The organism is Tissierella pigra, from assembly GCF_009695605.1.
Lineage (GTDB): Bacteria > Bacillota > Clostridia > Tissierellales > Tissierellaceae > Tissierella > Tissierella pigra.
The window spans coordinates 19394-42680 of record NZ_VUNQ01000020.1 but is presented as its reverse complement, the minus strand read 5'-3'; the positions used below and the strand labels follow the sequence as shown (position 1 = coordinate 42680).

Below are 23287 nucleotides of genomic sequence, written 5' to 3'. Positions count from 1 at the left end.
CCTAATCATCATTTCTAAAATCTGTAAACTTAATATAAAGATTTGGTTTGATGTCGTCTTGTCCCTCAACTACTTGAGTAAACTTCTGTATCATTTCTTCTTTAGAGTAAGCCTTATCTTTAAAAACCTCTATTAACTTGTTGATATCTCTTTGTATAAAATTAATATTTACTTTCAAGGCTCTATCAATGAATGGTATAACCTCAGGATTTATTGTCAAAAATTGCTTATATTTATATACCCTATTATCATCAAGAGGTATCTCATACATCTTTTCCACTAAAGTAATTACATCTTTCTTCTCTCCTATTTCTCTAAGGTCATTAATATACTTAAATACCTTCTCTTTATTGGCATTTGTATTCAGTTCATCTATATAACCCAATACAGCATTATCAATTGCACTGTCAAAATAATCCCTACTATCAACATATTTCTTCTGCCCTAGTTTAAAATGACAAATGCAACTACTCTCCCCGCCATTAATATGTTTCAACGGTGATTCCTTACATTGCCCCTCTAATTGTTTATCTATATCATTTCTAATATTGATGTAATCATAATCCATATTAATTCTTTCAATATGACTCAATTTGGATAGGAATTTAAAATTATCATCTTCTAAGATACTTCTCAGTTCTTCAAATTCTTCTTTGCTGTTTTCTCTATTATGTTCCTCTACATATAGGGATATAAAACTGTTCTTAAAAATATCAAATTTTTTATTCATTTCACTTGTAACGGACCCAAATATGAACTCATCTCCATTACTTAGAAGATTATATATATCTTCATACTGTTTAATTAAATCTTTATATTCCTCCTTATCAGGAATAAATTCTTTGTATCCTTTAAGCATTACATTGACTCTTCTAATACCCATAGGGACTTCTGAATTAATCCATTCAACTATCATTCCAAAGTCTTTGTACTGACTTTCTAAATCACCCTTGGTAATACTATCTTTATTTTCCTCTATAAAATATTCTAAACCATCTTTAGAACCATTAGACTCTACAATGTCTTCTAATATTCTTTTAATTGTATCAACAATATCATATGTCTTAGTAAAACAGTCCTTTTCTATATCTAAAGGTTTTCTAAAATTGGATACTTCGAATAATATGTTATTTATTGTAGATACTGTATTGTTTTTAAATTCAATTAAATCTTCCCAAAGTTCTTCTTGAAATGAAAGATCTTGTTTCTCAAATTTCCTATCAAAGAAGAGTTTTGTTATTCTTATCAATCCTTCAGTATACTTATCATCAACAAATTCACCCATTTTAAACTTTGTAACAGAAGTATTTAAAGGTGCTTTCACATTTGCTATTCCAACTGGCATATCATTCTTAACAGGTATAAGGAAGCCTTTTTTTATCATCATTCCAAAAAGAATCTCAGTCATATTTCTATCTGGACCAAATGAGGATTTTCTAACTTTATTATATAGATTCTTAAAAATTACCTCATCCTTATTTTCTACACTTTCTATTATTAGTTTTACAAGACTATTATTTTTTGAATCCACAGTAAATTTAAAGGAATCTATTTTTATATTGGCTTCTCCAAATTTTTTAACTATATTTTTAATTATACTGACATCTATGCCCGTTGGATCAGTTTTTCCACCAAATATATAATTGTTTAAAAATTTATTAGTCACATTATCTGTTAAGCCTAGACTTTCATCAGGACAAATAAATTTGTTGCTGCTATATACTTGTTGAAGTACATTACCTATAACTGCTTTTATAATCTTAGTTAATGACTCATTGCCATAAGAAGAAATGTTAATGTCTAGTTTTCCATCTATGTTGAAGAAATTGCCATTTAGGTAAAGACTTTTCAGTACTTGAAAAACTTCATCCTCTAAGTTTAATATCTTCTCGTCTACTTTCCCTAGTAACTGGATACTCTCTTTTGAATTTGTATCCTCATTATTCTTCTTATATTCCTTACGAAGTTCTAAATAAGCATAATACTCCTTTAATCTTTGTAACTTGTCCTTTCCTTCTTCTTTTTCTAGTTCATCTGAAGGAAGCCAATATACTATAGCCCTAGATAGCCTTTTTTCAATCTCTTTTGAAGATTCATCTTCATAATTTGACCACATAGATAATAAAGATTGTTGTTTAGTATTACTACTTACCTCTTTTAGGGATTTATCTATGAAATTCTTTTGCTGCTCATACTCAAAAATTGTACCAATGTATAGGTAAAAATCATTCTCTGAATTTTTTAAGTCATTTAGTGACTTTGATAAGTATTCTTTTGATCCAATCTTTTCTATTTGATTGAATATAATTACTCCTTCTCTTGCTGTGTTGTTCCAATTTATTCTATATGGAGTAGGTTCATTAAAATAACTACTTATATTTAAAGGTTCCTGGGTTAATGTTTTTGCAATTTCAGGAACAATAGAAACTACACTTTCTCCTTCAAGTAATCCTAGTTTTTTCTTTAAATCTTGATTAATTTTAGTGGAAAGACTTACATCTTTATTTATATAGTATTTATTGTCTCCTACATTACTATCGCTGTTACTTGGGTCAATTTCAATGAATCTTCCTTTGTCATACATCCTTAGAAGAATTTTATTTACTTTTTCTTCAGCAAAATCTCCCTGCATCTTAGGATATTGAATCATATATGTTAAATCTCTGACATTGTACTCCTTCTCTAAATCTAATATTTTCAAAAGTGTCATAACATCGATTAACTTGCAAGCGGTTTCCCTATCAGTATCTCCGTCTTTAAATAACTCTTTGATTTTCCCATTTCCTAAACCTTCAGGGCCCATATAATAAGAATAAATGCTTTCAAAGTATTCTCTCTTATCGCTTAATTCTCTGATTCTCTCTTGAAAATGATTAAGTATTCTATCTGGAGTCACAAGTCTTAAAAAATCCTCATCCATTATCCCTTTTGTCTTGCCGCCCTCATCTAAATTACCTTTTACTTCACTTAATACAAAATCAACAATTGATCTTTGTCTTGATAAGAACCGAACAGATTTTGAAAGAATATTAAGAGTTTCTGGGTGAAGAGGATATACTTGTTGAAATGTCTTTTTATCCACTTTATCAAAAGCATTATATTTATTTTTTAATAATACATAGGCTTCTTCAATTTTATCTGACTTTTTCTTAATGATTAGCCTTTGATCTATTATTTCCTCAACATCATCTACTTTTAATGTAAATTGATTTTCTGTTGGAAACCTGTCCTTCATCAAGTCATAAACATCAGGTACTGTTATATCATTTAATGAAGATAAAAATGCTCCTACAATCCAAGCAGGAATAACCTTCCCATTTCTCTCCTTCTCAGCATTTTCTAGGAATACTTTAAGAAATAGTGCATCATTTCTTGCCCTAACCCCTCTGTCGTTCAAGTATTCTGATAATTCATCAATTAATACAAGTACACCATCATAGTTTTCTTCATCTAACCACTTATAAAGATAATCTAATCTATCCTTTCTACCTCTATTAGGATTGAAAAATGTAATTTCATATTTATCAATAAAGGCTTTGATCAATTTTGTTATAGTTCTGCTACTCTTAATCTTTGATTTGAAATCAGCCCACGTTAAGAACATTCCCTCTGAATCTATTCTTACAAAATCGTCTACCTTTTTTTCATAATTAGAATTTGCTACAATAGCCTCTTCAAACTGTTTTATATAGTAACTATCATCAGTAAAAGGAAAACCTGTTATATCTTCTGCAGCATTGAAAAACATTTCTTCTAGTGAAATCTCAGGTCCACCCTCTTCTGCCATAATTGGTACAACAAAAACTTTTCTTTTTTCAAAAAAGGTTTTTGCACTATCGATAGATTCGCTTTTTCCTCTCATTATATTAAATGTTTCATTGTATTTAACAAGCAATCCTAAAACAGACATAAAATGAGACTTACCACATCCGGGAAGCCCCGATATGAGAAATCCGTGACCTTTATCCTTAAAATTAGTTATTTTGTAGAAAAAATTGCTTAGATTCTTTTCAACACTTTCAGTAATGACATAGCCTTTAAGTAAGTCCTCTAGTTTCTTTTTATCCGCTTGATCAGACATATTATCTGTAAGCCTAACAATTTTATCAATCTTAGGTACTTCAATAATCTCTCTAATCTTCATTTCCTTCCCCCCATTCTCATTCAACTCTTAAATACTTGTACGCCAAAAGTGGCAAACTCTTTTCATATTCAGTTGGTACAACTATGATGGCAGTATTATCTTTTAAAGTTACTTTATCAAGAAGCCTAATCCATCCAGTATACTTTTCAGAAAGCAAATATTCCATATGATCAAATACAACCAGTCTGTTATCCTTATACTTTTCTTCTATAAGTTGGTTAAAAAAACCTTCAGCATCTTCTCTAAATTCTTCTGGATAAATTTTATAAATATCTAAATATTCATCAGCAACTTTGTTTTTAATATACAAGCCTACATCTACATAATGGCTCTCTGAATCTTGTCCAAACCAACTAACTAAACAATCCTTAACCAATTTCGTTTTCCCACTTAAATGGTCTCCGATTATAAATAACATCCTTCTCTGCCCCATACTGTCTAGTGTACTCTCAATACGTTCAATCATTTTTAATCACCTTTTCTACAAGAAGATCTAGTGAATCATAAGAAAACTGATATTTAGAATTCCCACCCATTACATAATGTTCAAGATATCCTTGATCTAACATCCATTTTAAATGCCTCTTTTTCATTAAATCGCTCATTATGAAATACTTGAAGGTATCACAATTTAAAACCAATTCTTCCTCTGGCATTTTATTTCCTTTTATCTTTATGAACTCATAATACAAATTAAATAGGATTCCTTCATTGGAAGATCTGATATTATTATTTAAAAGAAATACCTTTTTCTTTGTAACCTCATCCTTTTTTGAATTCAATATCCCAAAATCCTCAAGGATTGTAGTAACTACACTATAAGTTTTTTTAATAGAACTTTCTTTTGCATCGGGCATTGCTGCTTTAAAAACTTCAATAAATTGATCTGACTCTATTTGTTCTGGTATAGAACCTTCATAAAAACCTTTGACAATCTCACCTACTGCATCTGATGTTTCACAAACTATGAAATAAATTACTTCTTTTTTAGTTTGAAAACTATCAGCACTATTAATGAATTTCAAAAGTGGAGTATAAGCAATTTCCTCTCCCTCAGTTTCTACAAATCTTTGAAAAAATTTATTTCTATATTTAACAGTAGTTTTCTCACCAAATGGCATTATATCGTCCATATAAGATTTTAGTTTTTCTATACTTCTTTCGTATTTAATAAATTCAATTCCTTTTATTGTTTCCTCTATAGGTATTTTTTCTGATATTGATTGTATATTCAATTTCTCACCCCTTACTTAAAGGTTTTTCTAATTTTTTCTTCAATAACTTCAATATAGTCCTGCTTGTCTTCTATGTCTAAGTCCTCGAATAGTTTAAGTATGTCTTTTGCTTTCTTTTCATTTGGGTTATTTACCGTGTATTCTTCAATAGCATCTAAAAAGTAATTTTTATGGATTTCGTCTGACCATTCTGCTAGACCATAATTATTCGCATCATACTTGATAAATACTTTATCATTTTTCCCTTCAGTCTTTGCTTTTCTGTATGTATTCCAAGTATACATATCTCCCTTTAAAGCATCTTTAAATAAATCTATTACTTGTTTAGTGTGGTTATCTTTCCTAAAAATTTTTAAGATGATTTTGTAATTACAATCATTATTAACAAACCAATCTTTTATTTGACTTATATCTGTTACTTCAATATTATCTCTTAATAAAGTAGTACACTTTATACTAATATACTCATTTATTGCTTGATAAATTTCACTAAAGTTAATAATATCCCATATTTGGCTAGGATTTGATTGTATGACTTGTTCCATATAATATATTAATGTAAATAACTCACAATTATAACTTGTAGCAATTTGCTCCAAAGGTTCATTGTTAATTACATGTCTTTCATATAATTCATCTTTACTTAAATACTTAACTAATTCTTTGTATGAATCTATCTTGATTTTATTTAGTGCTGAATTTGCATCTTCAAATGATAGTTCTAGAAAGTCTAGGAATAATTCTTTTCTTTCTAATGATAAGTATCCTAAAACATGTACTTCAGCATCTTGAATTATATCTATATCAACTTCATATAAGTTATATATTAACATGTTTAGCAAAACTAGATTTTCATTTAAAAGTGCGTTTATTTCCAAACTATTTTTAATAATATTACTTAATTTTTCTTCAGTAAAAGTTTTAGTTATCAAGGAATCAACTATATTTTTTTTAAAGTTGTATTTTCTTAATCTATTAATTTTATCTACTACTTGAATTATTTCTTCGCTTTTACTGTTAACTTTTTTTATAGGAAGGTTTCTTATATATTCTTCTTTAATATTAACATCAGTATATTTTGTTGCATAATAATAGTTTAATAAATTTGAGTTAAGTATGCCTAATAAATATATTAAATCATAATCTTTATTTTCTGAGATGACATAATTAAGATTATTTAATACATAATACCCTTCTTCGTCTAATGCACAAACTAATCTCCTACTTAATTTCTGATTTCTTAATCTTTGAATCAAAATTTTATTTGATTTTAAGTGTTCTTCATTTCTTGACCTTCTTAGCCAATTTCCATATTTAACCTTTAAGCCTTTCCATTCAATATAAAAGTCTCCAATATCCCTGCCTTTTAGAGTTTTTTTCCATAAACCTGTCTCCGATGTAACTTCTAAGTACCCTCCTCTTCTACTTTCTTCCTTTGTTCCATAAACAATAACTCCTTGTCCACAATACGCAATATCTCTTAATTTTTTAGAATTTCTAAACAAAATTTTTTCTAACTCTAATCCTTCTTTGCTATTGATATATATCATCTTATTAGGATCTTTTAGTATCTCACTATAATAGATAGAAAAATTATTAAACTGAGAATCATAAATACTTGTATTAAATTTTTCAATTGCTTTTATCAAAATCTGTTCTTTATCTATTTCTTTATTATTAAATATGGTTATAACGGTATCCACATTTGCATCTTCAAAAACATTACTTTTTAAATTAACTATCTCCTCAAGATGAGTATTATTAAGTATGAATGTCCTTAATTTATTATTGTAAATATTTGTAAAGTAACCGTTAGGTGTAATAAACCCAATTTTAAGATTACACAGTTCAATAGAACGCCATATAAAAAACATATAGGTGTCATAGTCACCTTCTTCAAAATACTTATTACCATAGTAAATTTTCTTGCTTTCATCGATCCTCTTTCTAGAGCCATAGGGTGGATTCCCAATTGCATAATCAAACTTACAATCCCAAAATTCACATAAGTTGATTAATTCCTGCGCTCTTTCTCTATCAACCATTTCAACTCTTTCAACTCCAATAATATCCTTATATCTTAATTCAAATAATTCTTTCTTACTAGTAACTACAATTTTCTCTTCTTCTCCAATTAAATTAGTTTGCGTATATTCAATCGTTTCAAACTCTTCTCCCAATTGTTGCTTCAGTTCTTTCCAATCATAGTCTTTTTCCCATTTTATTAAACTATCACATTCTACAATGTTTAGTTCATCTGTAAAGTTATCTAAATCCTTTAATAATAGGTTAATAGTAGTCAACTGAACTGCAAAACTATCAATATCAGCCCCATAAATACAATGTTTTAATAAATGATAATGAATATGTTCCTCTTTCCAATAGCCCTTTCCAGTTAGTTCTACTACTTTCCCGTTCTTTTTAAGAGTGTATACTTCATCAGCATACTTGTCCCTTAATAATTCTAAATTATTAATAAACTTTTCTCTTAATATGTCATAAGCCATAATTAAAAAATGCCCTGAACCACAAGAAATATCTGCAACGCTTACAAAAGGATTTTCTACTACATCCGCCTTCGCAACTGTATTATTTAATATATACTCAATAACAAATTCTGGGGTATAGAACTGTCCAATAGCCTTACGGGTTTCTCTATCCATAAACTTTTCATAAACATCACCCAATATATTGCCATCTGTACTATTAAAATTATAGTTGTTTGTATCCAACTTTTCGACAATATTGCCTAGTGCGTTTTCAAATTGCAATACTAATTTCTGTGCTTCTTCATCACCATCTAAGTATTTGAGGCTTAATTCTTCAGTTGTAGGGGTTAGCATCTCATATTTATCATCTTTATAGAGCGCAATGTTACCATAAGATTTTTTCATATCTAAGAAGGCTAATTTAACTAGTTCTCCTAGTGTATAATTTGTTACAAGATTAGCCCATTTCTGAAGACCTATTCTAGATAATTTTTTGCCTATATGTGGATCCTTAGGTTCACCTGCCACATAGTCCTCAGGATTCAACATAAACCCTTTATCTTCGCATATTCTTATAAATAATATTTTATTTAAAAGAGTATAAGAGGCTCTATGGCAAAAATTATCATTCCACACCTGTTGTTCTCCGTCACTTATTTTATTTTCCTTATATTCTTTGTCTATAAACGCTTCAAAATCTGCATTTGTCCTATATTTATAATCAAATATCTTTTTATAGACTTCCACAAGTTCAATATGTATTTCTTTCAACTCAGAAATAAGTTTTAATTTATCAAATGTGTTTTCAATAATCATCCTTTCACCCCTTACATCAATCCTAGTGATGTCATTAAATATGTTGTTATATGAGATTCATCTAAAAATCCTTGTAATTTTTCTCTGTCTTCACTAGGATATAAACTATCAAATAAACTAACAGCCGTATTTGGATCTAAAGTTCTAAAATCATAAACCCTTAATTTTTCTATAAAATTATCATTGTTTTTATTAAAAATACTATATTCTAATTTATCTAAGTATTTATCATAAAGAGTTGGTTCAAAAAAATCTCTTGTCTTTTCTATTCTTCTTAAATCTTCACTGGCTATTTTAAAAAGCATTAAATAATCTCCACGATAGTTTTTGCTCATCTCTTTCCAATTAGTAATACCTTCTTTATTTAGTTTAGGATTCACTAATCTTTCTCCTTCAGACATCATCCTTATAAAAATATACTTAAAAACTATATGTAAAGCGTTTTTCTTAACCAGATACTCTTTAAAGCGTTCTTTACTAAATTTTCCCTCATAGCCAAGCCTTAATTCATCTATGTCGCTTGAATAAATGCTTCTATTTAAGGTATCTTCAATTTCCCTCTTAAAATCTTCTATAATATTTATAAATTCCGTTTTACTCTCACTTATATTCAATTCCCATTCCTCCCCATTGAAATGATAATAGTTCCGTAATACAATATAAGTTTATGATATCATAAGTTGTCACTTTTTTCATTAGTAAATACAAGTTTTACCAAGCCGTCAACTTTATTATGCAACAAAAAATATGCCACTTTGTAATGGCATATTTTTGATTATAATTGCTCAAATAGATCAAATATTTCATCTGGAATTTCATCTTCTCCATCTTCATTATTCTTATCTATTGTAAAGTTAATTTCACTAAGAACTTCTTTTAGTGCTTGTTTAATAGTACTTTTGTCAAATTTATTTTGATTGTCCTTTTCATAATAGAGCACAGTTTCTACTATAAATGCTGTCTTATGTTGAACCTGAACTAATATATTATATGCCTGCCTATCCCTATCCCTTCTTAAATCAAAACTAAGATTTATTCTCTTGATACAATCCATACGATCACCTTTTTAATAATATTTGTCTAGCAAGCATCTCAAATCCCCTTGCATTAGCAAATGTATCTTCAATAATCTCTACATAACCAATTTTGATATCATTAATATACTGTTTTAAGAGAATTGAACCTCCGCCGACAAAAATTGTAGGATTAATCCTTAATTCTAGCCCGTGTTCAATAATGTTTGAGATCAACTTATTTGTAAATTGTTGAGTCTCTTCTCTTGCAATCTTACTAATACCTTCTTCATCGAAAACTGGCTCCATTCCTAAAATAATTTGTTGTATTTGAGATTCAGTTAAATAGTATCCTTTTGCAAGAACTTCTTGAACAATAGCGTTAAATAAATGAACTGCTCCAAGTGGTAAGGAAAAACAAGATGAAATGTCAATTATCCCATTCTCCATCTTAAAACAATCTGTAGTTCCACCACCTACATCGCATACATTGATAAGTTGGACATTTTTATATTCAGAATATCTTGTGAGTAATGCTGAATATGATTGTGGAAAAACAAAACAATCTTTAATATTTATCAGATACTCTTTTTCCTCATATTCATAAAAAACATTATCTTTAATAAAATAAGACTTAAATCTCTCCTTTAAATGCCCATAATTTACTATAGGCAGTCCAACTGAAAGTGTAATATCTTTTTCTATAGTTGAGATATATTCTGATCCGTAACTTAATGACTCTGCTATTGCAGCAAGGGTTATAATAAAAAAGTCCTCATCTTTTGTTTTATCCATTTTTACAGGTAGCCTCTCAGTTCCTATGGAATAGTACTTAGATTGATAATTTAGTAATCCCCTCTGAGTAATAGGCTCATCGTTGAGAATAGTAAAACCTGACTTGCATTCAAACCCAGTATTTGTTTTAATGCTGGTATTGCCGTGGTCAATACCAATTATAATGTTATTGCTTTCTTCCATTTGAAAAATCCCCTTTCATTTGTTTTTAGTTCCTAATGGAACCTGATTAATTTTTGATAGAACATTTTAGAACCTAAATAAGTTATCATCCCTTCTTTCTAATTTGAAAATAAAAAGAGGAATCATAATATGGATTAATATCCTTTATGTTCCTCTATCTTTCTTGAGTAATTTATTCATATTTACCTATTCAATAAAACTAGTGCTACTCCTTGTTTATATTAAAATAATCTTCATTCAGTATTTTAGGTTATTGAATTGACACTATTACTATAGATTATTTCCCTAAAAAAGTATGTAGCCGGCTAAAGAGCCGGCTACATCTTAATATTAAAGGAATTTCACATATGACACTACTTTGATTATAACTACCGTCAGACTTAATTCTACAAATGATTTGCACCACTCAAACCACTGCAATAAATAATGCTATAATTTATACTATAGTAACACCCCCTAGTTAATTTGTCTCTAGATTATGCTATCTGTATGGAAAAGAGATTATGGATATTTATAACCTTAAATAACTCCATAAACCCTCTATCATAAGTGTATAATCCATACTTATCTCTTAAACAAATCAACTTAAACTCCTGCTTTTTCAGAATTCTAATATCATATTTATTTTTTATGCGATTATCCCAAAATACCTGAAATAACTTCAAATATTGCGATATACACTCATTATGATTAAATGTTATGCATATCCATATATTTTCCTATTTAATTCTTTTTTTTTATTTTTTTTGCTATTATGAGTCCTTTAGTAGGTATTTTTTTCGTGACGAAATAAATGAAAAAAATGATTTTAGTAAAATCTTCTATATTATCACGAAAAATTTATACATATCCCATTAAATACTGAATGCTTTTTTACTTTTTATCGAAAATTTAATAATAATATGAAACTGATTATTTGTGAAATTAAACTGATTAATGCTATTTTTAATGAATAAATACTATATTTGCTTCTTTTCGCTATCATATCTAATTAATTCATTTTATTTCTATTTTTTTCATTGATTATTCTTTACTTACGAAAAAAATATAATCTTTCTCTTTTTTCGATATAGCACTTTAATTATATCTTTATCTTAATAACCAATAATAATATTTATTATCTATTATTAATTATTGCTAACTGTTCCTAATAGTTATTATTAGTTATTAAATCCTGATAAATGTCTTGTAAAGAAGTTAAGCCTTTATTATTTAACTCCTTGATAATCTATTAATAACTGTTATTACTAGTTATTATTGATTGTATATTTTAATAATCATTAACAACCATTATTATTTATTAATAACAGTTATTATCTGTTATTAAATAGAAAAACCACTATGGAACTTTCGATATATCTGCACAAGGCATCACTACAAAGTTCACAGTGGTTCTCTAAATCTATATTAAACAAAAGAAAGGAATGTCAGTAACTACTATATTAATTATATCAAGATCAAAACGAATACGCAGCCCCTCAATTATGATTTTCTAAGTTCATCCAACATTTTAATGTAGGAAATAAGAATAATACTAAGATTAGCCCTAATGTAAGAAATGCCTTCTTCCCTTCTAATATATCAAATAGTTCTATTACTCCCGCTACTCCACCTACTATCCCTGCTACAAGCATTAGCAATATTAATAATATTTTTATTTTCAATAGAATCCCTCCATTTTTTACTTTAGTATACCATCTTCTAGTTACATTTTCAGGGCCATATGTTAAAACTTGATATCCTAATTCTAAAATGTTATGATGTAACGCATAATACAACAAAGGAGGCGGTTTTCATCCTATGGGATTTCCAATTGATGTTTCAGATATAAAAGATTATATCAATGTTGAAAATTTTACTTTAGATTTGCTCAAATCTAAGGAATATCATTTACGTAAAATGTGCTTCTGTTTGCTAGCATCACTGGAAGATATTGTCTTAGAGTTTGATAGAAATGAGAAGTTATTTTCAGAAGAGCGTATGCTTTGGGTTGAATTTTTACAACTACATTATCAAAAATTAAACTATAGCCGTAATATATTAAAGTCGGTATTAAAAGATGGAATAATAGAACAAAATGATCTTGATTTCATAAACGATTCCATTCAATGGGCTATAGAATTACTAAAAATTATATTAGATGATGACGGAAAAAGAGTTAACTATATCAATATAATCATCTCTGGATGGTTCTACTGCAGTCTTCACTATTATATAAAATCTATTGATGCATATTGTGAAAAGAGGTTCAATTTGGTTCAACCGTATATTGAAAATCGCCGTGCCTTAAAGATTATAGAAGAAGAACGCTTGACAATAGACCAATTACACAAAGAAATTACTGAGCAAAAATTAACTAATGAAGCACAGTTAAATGAGGACACCCACAATAAATTGCTTAATATATGGTTTAGAGCATTAGATTTTCTAGAAACAGAACTTATCCCGGAGTTTACCCCATAAAAAATATCACATTCCGTAATCTTGCTTTAGTCATAGTTGTATAACCCCTCACGTCAAAGATAATAAATGAACCAGTACATCCTTACTAAAACAATTGTATTACTTAACTTGAACGGGTTGAACGACTTTTAAATTGAACCTGATTAAAATTACTGCTATTTCACTTATGTAGTTTTAATACTTATGTAATTTAAAACAATAGATAGTTCATCTCGTTCAAATGTTTAAAATTCGCTATTTATTATCGTTCAGATTTTGTTCGTTTTTCATATTTTCCTTTTAAAAAAGGAGAGTGTTTACTCTCCTCTATCATTATTTATTAATCCGAGCCCTATAAACGCCCTTAACCTTTTTGGTCCCATCTGTTTCCTTTTGAGACTAAGGTTCGTTTCCAATTCTTTATTAAACTTTGTTGAATTTAAAGGTAGTAATCCATTTTCTTGACAAAATTCTCTATATTCCTTATATAGTAAACTCCTATAAACCCACATATTTTCATTTATAATGCACTTTTCATCTACAAATTGAAGAACACTATTAGAACTTGTTTTATACTCATTAATTAATGCCCTTACTTCAGGTGAGTAAGTAAATATAAAATTTTGCTTTATCAAACGTTTTAAACCTTCTAAAGCCCACATAAAGATATAATCATTTTCTTCTGCTAGTTTATATTTTAATTGTGGGTCTTTTTCTACATCCTTTTTTTGTTGATTAAAAGGAAGTATAATGAGTCTTTCATAAAATGCATCACTTTTATCTCCATAATTAGGCGGCATATTATTTGTAGAAAAAATCATTTTTGCCTTATTTATAAAATCAAATGGTGTTCCATATATATGCCTTGCAGATATTGTATCTTCACCAGTCAAAGCCTTAATTAACCCTACATCTTTAATTCCTTGATCAGGAAGATCAGCAAAAATATTAACTAATTTATTAAATAATTGCGCTGTATTATAATCTTTATTGATTGCTTGAAGTTCTACGTGTGAAACATTTTCTTCAGGTATTAAGTTTTCTATAATTCTTAAAAAAGTTGATTTACCTGTATCTTTTTTCCCTAATAAGATAAATAACTTCTTTGCTTCAGTAAAAGATGTTAAGCAATATCCTAAAATCTCCTGTGCAATTTTTCGATTGAGTTCATTTGGAATGGCCTCTTTAATAAATCTCTCAAAGGTTTCTCCTTTAGCATTCGGATTGTAATTTGCATTTAGTTGGATTGTAGTCTTATAATTAGATGTATGTTTATAACATTGATTATCTCTTAAATCATAGAGACAATTTTTTAAATTGATAATATATGGATTATAATTAATTTGATGAGGAAATATCTTAACTTTTCTGTCAGTTTTCCATTGAGCAGCAGCATCTTTAATCCTATACATCGTTGAATACTTACTATCGATCAATTCTTTAACAATTGTTAAATCCTCATCTTCTAAACTTTTACGATATACACCATTTTCATAAATATAAAATTGATTTGCTACATAAATAGCAGGGATATTATCTATTAAGTAATCTGCCAATAATCCAGTATTAATTGTAACTTTCCCATTCTCACTTACTTGAACCCACTCAGGTACTTTATCACCACTTACATTATACTTCCCATTTATTCTTTGTTTATTTTTTATACTTGATTCTCTAAAATAACTACTATCATTAGGATCTGGCAGGCCCATTTCCTTAATTAAATCCTTGTACTCTTCATTTTTACCCATTAACAATACCTCCTTTGTTTTTAAACAAAGGGCTTGCTATGTTAGAATACTATTATTTGTTTTTTCTTTATGCTTTATTAGAATGCTTTCTTGGTATTATGTTACATACTATTGATATTTCATTTTTTGCCCTGTTATAATGATTTATTTATATTTAATATTTGTGATTAGTACTTATCCTTCTTGAATGTTATCAGAAAAATATTTCTCGATTTCTTCTAATTTATTATGTTCTGATAACCATTCAAGGGCTTCTTCCTTAGTTAACAAAACTATTGTTTCTATCCCTGTTCTACCATTCCCATATGACTCACTGTACTTTGACAATGCTCCCCCAATACCGTGAATGAAAAATTGCCCCTTTTTTGATTTATATAATCCTTCATATTCATAACGAAAATCTCTTCTGAAATAACCATTATGGTATTCAGCCACGAATTCAGCAGTTTCAGTGTCATACACTTTCTTATTAATTATTTTTCTCATTAAAAACACTCCTTTCAAAAATACAACACAAATTAATATACATTTATTAATATTTTCATTCATAAAAATCAAAGAAGTAGCCATATTCATAGCAAAAATCTTCGGATGTAGTGTATTCATATGGAGAGTCACTTAAATTTCTTATTTTCTGTAAATTCATTTTTGCTATCTCTTCATCGTAATCAATATCTTTTAAAATGAATCTGTTTTCCTCCATTTATTAACCTCCTTTAAATTCTACTTCTTAAACAAGACTCTACACTTGTCTGCAGCAAAGCAAATATAAAATCCAGTAATCCTGATTCCTTGTGTATCTCATCTAAATATAGTTCTAGCCTTGGACGATTTTGTTCATCATAAAAAACACCCCATAAGTAGCATCCTGCAATTGAAATAAAGTCTTCTCTTACACCCTCTAATGTGTCATAATCTGTTATATTACAAATGATTCTCTTTCTGTTTTCCAAATCATATGCAATTATTTTATTTTCCTCAACTACAAATCTCCACATTAATACTTCATATAAATCTTGGTTTGTGAACTTCTTTCCTAATACTTTAATAATTTTTTCTTCATTCATCCAAGATTGTCCACTTTGAAAATTAAACATCTTAATTTCCTTTTTTACATACTCATAAACCTTGCTAGACATTTAACTCCTCCTTAGATTCTATTTTCTAATATGGGTATTCCATAAGAATTCTTTTGGAATTTGATTACTATAAGCATCTTTTATCTTTTCGAATCCTTCATTTAAGAGCACTTGTTCTTTTTCCTCGTTTATTTTAGATACTTTTCTGAATTCAAATTTCTTAGTTTCAGAGTTGAATCTTCTATAGATCCCATAGAAGAAAGACCTATAATTATTAATCAGTATCTTAAAACCAAGATCTTCTGCTAATTCTTTAATACCAGTTAAATCTGATGCTCTTGCTATGACCCCTGTTTTTTCATTAGCATAGATAATTGCCATTTATTCAACCTCCTTTCCAAACAGTCACAACATTTATATTTTCATATTAGGTTGCACCTCCTTTTAAGAAAACAAAAACAGAGCAAAATACCAGTGTCAAATAACACTGAATACATTTTGCTCTGTTAGAATTCTATAATTATTAATTATTTAATTGTCTGTACCTAATCGATAAAAAAATATTTTGCTTTGTATATTATATATATTACCACAATTTCTTGCTAAGTAACATTACAGTTTAGTTACATATCTTATAAAGTTATTTATCAACCTATTGACAAATAAATCATTAATTATGAAATCTCTAGTTTTTTATGCTTAAATATTAACTCGACATTTTTCATTTGTCAAATATTTATATCAATATTTTTTGAGATATTTGTAAAATCAATGCTTCAATTACTTTCTAACTCCCAATCGCCTTATATAATCATAAACTGTAGTATGTGTTGTCCCCATTAATTTTGCAACCTTTGGCACGCTGTTATACTTTAATAACCGCATTAATTCTTCTCTCCAATAATCCCCATAATCTACAATCCTAGAATACCTGTATCTATCTTCTATTTTCTTATCTGGACCACGTCTTAAATAAGAAAAACCACATTCTGGACAAGTAAAATATCCAATTGGACTTTTAGTTTTATAACTATTCCTAATTTCTACATTCCCAATTACTTCATTTTCATATTGCACACAAACAGGATTTAAACAAGGATATGGTCCTTTACCAAAAGGAAGATACTCTATATTATGGTTAAATAGCACATCTGGAGTTAGACTTAAAAACCTCATAAATAATATATGCTTTAATGGGTCTTCTATAGTTGCCTTGTCCCATCCCATCTTAAAAAGCCAATTACAATTATTAGTTTTAGTGATTGTATTTTGTGTCATTTGAAGTATATCATCACTCCAAAAGGCTTCAAAATCAGTAATAAGATTTTTCTGGCGTATACCTCCATTAACTGTAGCATACTCTAATATCTTCAACTGATTTAGGTATTGGTTCTTTATGTTTGTTTTAATTTGAGGATTATTCAAAATCCATTGCATATCCTCTGCAATGAGCAGTAATTTCTCATAGATTTTATGTTCATACACAATCTCACTTTCAACAATGCAGTTTTTCTCAGTCGCTGCTACGTATTTATATTTATTCTCTTCAAATGATACACTACTATCATAAATAGGTGTTTTATGAATGGGGCAAATATAAACACCTCTTATCTGGTGAATCCTATGCCAATATAATTCGCCATATATATCCAAATCCTCTTTATTGCACTTTGGGCAAAATCTTAAGAATTTATTTTCAGCCAATGGATTTATAATACTTGTAATTTTATTATATATCTCAACATCTCCATATAACATATACTGTCTTATTATATTCTTATTCTTAAGGCTTAAAAAGGCTGTATAAAACGGAAATAGTGTATGTTCGACTATTAGCCTGTCTGCATCAAAAGGACTGTTTAAGGGCATATTTTGGAGCAAATTAACCAATAGTGTTGGGAACTCCAGACTACACACTATACGATTTACATTAAATAGATCCCTTGCAGTTTCACTACCATTGAAATTTGGACTTTTATCGTGATATCTAGCAAAAACACTGTATAGTATTTCATCTTGATATGGTGTAGGAAAGAATGTCATCATACAACTTCAAATCCTTTAATTATTCCGTAATTTTTTAATATCTCATAGGTAGTTAATCCTTCTCCTGCACCACTTTGTACTATAACTCTAATATCATTTTCTGCACTTGGAGGTATCTTCTTTGTTTTAATTTTTACTGGATTATCATTACTCTCTACTACAGATGGTTTAGGAGTAGTGGGTATTACAAACCTATTTTGAGGAGGCTCTTCATAATTTAAATTTATGCTCCCTGTATAAATATCAGGATATTTTGCTATTTCCATTACATTGCCTGTTCTTAATGCATTTAACATTGGTTTTACTAACCTTAAACTTTCGTCAGCCACTTGTTTGATTAATTCAGGGGTTATAGTCTCTTTTCCACTTGAAATTGCTTTTGTTTGAGCAAGGACATAAAGTTTTACCGTTATATCAATTATTCCTTGGGATTGGTCAAATAGGGTATCTATCAGTTCGTCTGTCAATACAGTAGGTTTTTTAGTCCATTGATAGCCCCATATTGCGTTTATAAGTAAATTAAAGTTAATATCATTATCTAACCTTTCAAACACCAAATCTCCTTGTCCTGAGCCGCGCCTTGCCTGTCTAAACTTTCCTTGTAATACCCCCATAGCCTCAGGAGTACCAATTAACAAAACTGGTAATCCTATAGTATTAACTAGGGTAACGAAGAAGTTCAACATCCTATCGGCTCCACCAGACTTGGACTTACTAAGGTTTTGAATCTCATCAATTACTAAAAGTCCCAATGAAATATTTTTAGCAATATTAGTCATAGCGACAAGCATATTATCAACTGAAAGTTTTCCACTACCAAATCTTGAATAATAGTCAGTTCCTAATATTTCGTCAACCTTATTAAAGAATGATAAACATAAGCCTTTAATACTTCCATCGTAAGAGCATTCTAGTCTTAAGAAAACTACCTGATATCTTGAAAGTTCTCTATCTTTAAATTTGCTATGGACAATAACTTGTGGATACATTGTTAATATCCTATTTACAACAGTGGTTTTCCCCATACCTGACACTCCTAAAAGTGTGAAAGAGCCTGCAGTGCTACGATAATGGTTTGAAACATAGGCTTTATCCAATATATTTCTTCCTATATATCCTTGCCTTAAAACTCTACTAATTCTACTTTCCAAATCTAAATGTATCTTTAGAGGCTGAAAAACGTCATATAGACGTCCAACAAGATGTGTTCTATATTGACTATCTAACTGTCTTTCCTCTTTATCATAGGGAGGAAAATATGCTAACTTTGATACTATTTCATTTGGCGATGAAATCTTAGGTAATGCTTCTATAAATGGATTATCTTTATACTCTGAAATAATCTGTTCCTTATATTCTGCATTATGTATCAATTCCTGCACGGTCTTTCCCCTCTTTCTGTGCTTTTAATAGTAATTCAATCATATCTTGGTCTGTATCACCATAGGACTTTTCTTCAATTACTATCTTAGGCTCTTTTGGTCTTATTTCGATAATATTTTGCTTCCGCTCCTGCTGCTTCTCGAAATTCCGATTATCTCTGATATTCTGGATACGCCTCTTTTTACTTATACCTTCTTTAACTTCATTTTTAGTATCATCTTTAGCCTGCTCTATAATATTCTCTATGTCTTCTAATAAATTAATCTTATTTTGCAGTTCTACCTTCTTTGAGGCTTTAGCCTGCATCTTTTCATATTCTAGTAGATAGGTTATTTCTTCAATTGCTTTTTCCCTGTATCTTGACTGATGTTCTAGTAAAAAACACTTATCAAACTTTCTACCATCTTCATACTTAATATAAATATAACTCATATCTCGTGGATCATATGATATGTCAACTTTCCAAGCCCCATTGCTTCTAGCCTTCTCAAACCATCGTTCTTTTACTGAAATTTTAGAACCAAAGAACATCCCCTTGAATTTTATCCCGTGCTGTGTTACAGTCGCTTTGTCATTTGGTAGTAGATTTAATTTCAATAAGTCTTCATCGACAGTTCTTAACCGCCCTGTTCTATTAGCAACACCCCACTCCCAAATTAACTTGGGTATGGGCTCTACTCCGTCTGCAATCATATCTTCACTTCTGGTATATTTTTTTAAATAGTGATGATTGTTATGATACAATACACATTTAATTATAATTTGAGTAAACTGTTTCAAGTCAAGAGTCGCTGAAAGCCTATAATCTTGCTCTCCTCTTTCACGGTATTGGCTTTTGATTGCTCCGGGTAAAAATGGCTTAGTATGTTGGTTTAGTGTATCAAAATACCTTTCGATAATTCCTTTCATATCGCCTCTATAAGGACTAGTATTTAATATTTTTATTCCAAAGGCTGTTATTAAAGATTCTATATTCTGTCCTTCTAATTCACCTCGATCTGCTATAATTGCTTCAGGTAAGGTACTACAATAATTCCACTCATCATTATTAATCTCTATATCGTACTTCCTGCAAAATGACACTTTATCAGTAGCAGCATTAATTAAGGCAATACTTGCTCCAATCCAACTAGGTCCTTCCAAAGATATATTAATTCCTACTACGCAACGTGAAAACACATCCATAACAGTATATATAACTGGCCTTCCTATAATCCAATTTCGATTATATTGGGACACTAAATACACATCCCCTACAGTTGCATCTATTTGAAATATTGCTCCCGGACCAAATGCTTCTTCAGTAGCAGACCCTGTAAGTCCTCTATGTTGTAACTCATATCGCTTTGCACTTTTTCTAGTTGATACTTCCTTCTTGATATTTCTTTCTTTATTAAACCAATATCTAAATTGTCTTAGGGTAGGAATTTCATCATTTACTATTCCATTTTCACTAAAGTATTCTTTAATCATAAGTTCATAGGTTAATGTCAATGTCTTCTGTGATGAATTATAATAAAATCTATTAAGAGCAGCATTGAAAATTTTTACCGTCTCGGGGGTAATAATAAAAGTATTATTGATTACTTTATCACCTTGTGTCTTTCCACACTTATAATAGTCAGGAAGTAAGGAGTTTTTATGCATACCTCTCTGCCAAAATCGCTTCAGATATCTCATAACTGTTGCTTCGTGAATATTATCAATATATTCTCTGACAAGTTTAACTCTCTTATCAGGGATGTATATATCAGGCTCAAATGTAACAATGTCTTTAATGGCATTATAAGCCTTGTCTCTTATGGCTTTGTGTTTTGGTAGAATATCCTCTTCTTCTTTAATTATCATATATGGTTCATTTTCTAAAACAAATATTGTGCCATCATTTAACCCATTCTGAATAAAGGATTCCGAGACTGTAGTAGGCATTGAATTACCGTAAATATCAATTAGGTAGATAATATCCTTGTAACGGTATAGAATTCGTTCATATCTTTTACCCTGAATTGTTTCAAATAAAATCACACTATTGGTTGGAAGCATATCTTGCACCCCAATCAATGATTAATTTTGGATTACTTTTTGTTATATCTATAGATTCATTCATTTCAATGGTTATTAATTTAGATGCTAGAAGGTATTTAAATATGTATAGGCCTGTACCATCTGATACATTATTTTCTTTATCAAAATCTGAAGTTATCTTTCTTATTGAATAATTACTGTCTCTAAATTTATCAATTAGAATGGTACAATAATTCTCCAGTAAACTTTTTGTTAAACCTCTTTCTTCATAGGTATATAAACTTTGATGTATCCACTCTATATTTTTTACCATTTTAATAGGGATTTCTTTTTGAGTAATTATTCCAAAGTCAATTTCTTTTGCTGCCCAGTATCGCCTTTCTATTTCCAACCTTTCTAATACAGACTTTTTCTCTAACTCACTTGATGATTTTACAGTTCTTGCAACATATTTATGATTCTTCAAAGTAAGCAAGAATGTAGTAGTAAGAATATATGGAGGCTCTTCATTAGTAAAGAAATCTTGTTTAAGGTCTTTATTCTCTTTCACTACCTCTACTAAATCTAAAAGAGGATAATGTTCTCTAATATCTACTACCTCATTGTCCCATTCGAACATATAGAAACATCTCGTTTGTATATCTGAAAAGAAATGATGTATTCTATTAGTTTTCCAGCCTTTCACACGTGATACCCTGCCTTTTGACGGAAAGTCTTGTATTGAAAGCCAAGGCTTGTAAGAGGCTAACTCACCACTACCACGATTTTTAGATAAAAACCTTTTATACTTAGCCACTGTCCAAGTAGTATCTCTTTTCGCCATATAAATCTTCCTTTCTTTCATACTTCTTGGATGTGATGTTAACGCAGAACATAAAAGTTTTCAATATAGTATCTATTAAATTCTTACTTATTCAATTATTTGGCTAAAAACAAAGGGATGAATATTAGAAATTTTTTCAGAATTTCACTCTATTTTTATATTTATTATTTTTTCTACTATGTCCAATTACACACGAGTTTGCTCACGTAGTGACAAAGTTTGCTCGGATGGTAAGCGAGTGGTTGCAAGGTCTATCGCCCATAACTTACTTTGAGTGACAAAGTTTGTTCGTGGGTTGCATTTACTTAAAAAATAGAAAAAAAGAGATAAAAAATGAGAAAATGACAAGCGAGTTTGCTCGTGAGCAGTGAAGAATGACAAAGTTTGCTCGTGGAAAAATAGGAACAATTATATGAGATGTAAGTGCGATATGCATAGGGGAGGTATTTACTTATATTTTTATATATATTGATTTCACTGGGCTACGGGGGATTATTGGTTGTTGGATTTCGGGAATGTTTGTGGCGGGGGGATCTACTTCTGCACAAATAAAAGGCGCCAGATTGGTTTCCCAGTCTGACGCTCTGTATCTTTCGTGAACAAACTTTGTAATTTTGAACCGACTCTTTTGTAAGTCGACAATTATACTATCTCTTACTAAATTGTGGTGATCTTCTTGCTTTTTTAAGACCATATTTCTTTCTTTCTTTCATTCTTGAATCTCTAGTTAAATGTCCTGCTTTTTTAAGTATTGGTCTTAATTCTTCATCTGACTCAATAAGAGCTCTAGCTATACCATGTCTAACTGCTCCAGCTTGACCTGTAAATCCTCCACCATGAACATTAACAAAAACATCATATTTATCTAAAGTTTCAGTAATAACTAGTGGTTCTTTTACAATTACTCTTAAAGTTTCATAATCAAAATAAGTTTCTATATCTTTCTTATTTATAACAATATTACCATTACCTGGCACTAATCTAACTCTTGCTACAGAAGTCTTTCTTCTTCCTGTTCCCAAAAATTGTATATTAGCCACTTACAGTCCTCCTTTCTCGTGAG

The 23287-nt window shown here is 29.5% G+C and carries 19 protein-coding genes; 1 reads left to right on the top strand and 18 read right to left on the bottom strand.

Going from position 1 to position 23287, the window contains the following annotated elements; translation table 11 throughout:
- Window position 1: 1 nt before the first annotated feature.
- From FYJ83_RS10440 to FYJ83_RS10405, 8 genes are all read right to left on the bottom strand, one after another.
- Entirely contained in the window at window positions 2-4144 is a 4143-nt protein-coding gene (locus FYJ83_RS10440; protein ID WP_154440327.1) for a hypothetical protein, read from the bottom strand.
- Between the two features lie 16 nt (window positions 4145-4160).
- Window positions 4161-4610: a hypothetical protein gene (locus tag FYJ83_RS10435; RefSeq protein WP_154440325.1), complete on the bottom strand. Its 450-nt coding sequence runs from the start codon at window positions 4608-4610 to the stop codon at window positions 4161-4163.
- Window positions 4603-5379 (bottom strand): hypothetical protein, encoded by a 777-nt coding sequence (locus tag FYJ83_RS10430; protein WP_154440323.1) that lies wholly within the window; start codon window positions 5377-5379, stop codon window positions 4603-4605. The genes FYJ83_RS10435 and FYJ83_RS10430 overlap by 8 nt, the downstream gene beginning before the upstream one ends.
- 11 nt (window positions 5380-5390) lie before the next feature.
- Complete coding sequence (locus FYJ83_RS10425; RefSeq protein ID WP_154440321.1) at window positions 5391-8684, bottom strand: Eco57I restriction-modification methylase domain-containing protein; 3294 nt, start codon at window positions 8682-8684, stop codon at window positions 5391-5393.
- 11 nt (window positions 8685-8695) lie between these two features.
- A complete protein-coding gene (locus tag FYJ83_RS10420; RefSeq protein ID WP_154440319.1) occupies window positions 8696-9298 on the bottom strand; it encodes a hypothetical protein in 603 nt (200 codons plus the stop codon).
- A gap of 161 nt (window positions 9299-9459) precedes the next feature.
- Window positions 9460-9738: a hypothetical protein gene (locus tag FYJ83_RS10415; RefSeq protein ID WP_154440317.1), complete on the bottom strand. Its 279-nt coding sequence runs from the start codon at window positions 9736-9738 to the stop codon at window positions 9460-9462.
- A gap of 4 nt (window positions 9739-9742) precedes the next feature.
- On the bottom strand, window positions 9743-10675 hold the full coding sequence (locus tag FYJ83_RS10410; RefSeq protein ID WP_154440316.1) for a ParM/StbA family protein: 933 nt from the start codon (window positions 10673-10675) through the stop codon (window positions 9743-9745).
- A 1478-nt stretch (window positions 10676-12153) separates the two neighbouring features.
- Window positions 12154-12339: a hypothetical protein gene (locus tag FYJ83_RS10405; protein WP_154440314.1), complete on the bottom strand. Its 186-nt coding sequence runs from the start codon at window positions 12337-12339 to the stop codon at window positions 12154-12156.
- A 136-nt stretch (window positions 12340-12475) separates the two neighbouring features.
- Between FYJ83_RS10405 and FYJ83_RS10400 the strand changes: the two genes are divergently transcribed.
- On the top strand, window positions 12476-13138 hold the full coding sequence (locus FYJ83_RS10400; protein ID WP_154440312.1) for a hypothetical protein: 663 nt from the start codon (window positions 12476-12478) through the stop codon (window positions 13136-13138).
- 296 nt (window positions 13139-13434) lie between these two features.
- On the opposite strand, the gene FYJ83_RS10395 is transcribed toward FYJ83_RS10400, so the two are convergent.
- From FYJ83_RS10395 to rpsI, 10 genes are all read right to left on the bottom strand, one after another.
- Window positions 13435-14868: a DNA primase family protein gene (locus FYJ83_RS10395; protein ID WP_154440311.1), complete on the bottom strand. Its 1434-nt coding sequence runs from the start codon at window positions 14866-14868 to the stop codon at window positions 13435-13437.
- Window positions 14869-15042: 174 nt separating this feature from the next.
- The gene (locus FYJ83_RS10390; RefSeq protein WP_078025159.1) at window positions 15043-15354 is read right to left on the bottom strand and encodes a hypothetical protein; all 312 of its coding nucleotides are present in this window, start codon (window positions 15352-15354) and stop codon (window positions 15043-15045) included.
- A gap of 55 nt (window positions 15355-15409) precedes the next feature.
- Window positions 15410-15571 carry a hypothetical protein gene (locus FYJ83_RS10385; protein WP_154440309.1) on the bottom strand — a complete coding sequence of 54 codons (162 nt, stop codon included), beginning with the start codon at window positions 15569-15571 and terminating at the stop codon, window positions 15410-15412.
- A gap of 13 nt (window positions 15572-15584) precedes the next feature.
- Window positions 15585-16007: a hypothetical protein gene (locus FYJ83_RS10380; RefSeq protein WP_078025160.1), complete on the bottom strand. Its 423-nt coding sequence runs from the start codon at window positions 16005-16007 to the stop codon at window positions 15585-15587.
- An 18-nt stretch (window positions 16008-16025) separates the two neighbouring features.
- Window positions 16026-16328 carry a hypothetical protein gene (locus FYJ83_RS10375; protein WP_078025161.1) on the bottom strand — a complete coding sequence of 101 codons (303 nt, stop codon included), beginning with the start codon at window positions 16326-16328 and terminating at the stop codon, window positions 16026-16028.
- Window positions 16329-16727: 399 nt separating this feature from the next.
- Window positions 16728-17993 carry a TnsD family Tn7-like transposition protein gene (locus FYJ83_RS10370; RefSeq protein ID WP_154440307.1) on the bottom strand — a complete coding sequence of 422 codons (1266 nt, stop codon included), beginning with the start codon at window positions 17991-17993 and terminating at the stop codon, window positions 16728-16730.
- Window positions 17990-19375: an ATP-binding protein gene (locus FYJ83_RS10365; protein WP_216584932.1), complete on the bottom strand. Its 1386-nt coding sequence runs from the start codon at window positions 19373-19375 to the stop codon at window positions 17990-17992. Before FYJ83_RS10365 ends, FYJ83_RS10370 begins: the two co-directional genes overlap by 4 nt.
- Entirely contained in the window at window positions 19356-21419 is a 2064-nt protein-coding gene (locus FYJ83_RS10360) for a Mu transposase C-terminal domain-containing protein (protein ID WP_154440305.1), read from the bottom strand. Before FYJ83_RS10360 ends, FYJ83_RS10365 begins: the two co-directional genes overlap by 20 nt.
- Window positions 21403-22245, bottom strand: a complete 843-nt coding sequence (locus tag FYJ83_RS10355) for a TnsA endonuclease C-terminal domain-containing protein (protein WP_154440303.1) — start codon at window positions 22243-22245, stop codon at window positions 21403-21405. The genes FYJ83_RS10360 and FYJ83_RS10355 overlap by 17 nt, the downstream gene beginning before the upstream one ends.
- 626 nt (window positions 22246-22871) lie before the next feature.
- The gene (gene rpsI, locus FYJ83_RS10350; protein WP_216584930.1) at window positions 22872-23264 is read right to left on the bottom strand and encodes a 30S ribosomal protein S9; all 393 of its coding nucleotides are present in this window, start codon (window positions 23262-23264) and stop codon (window positions 22872-22874) included.
- Window positions 23265-23287 lie beyond the last annotated feature (23 nt).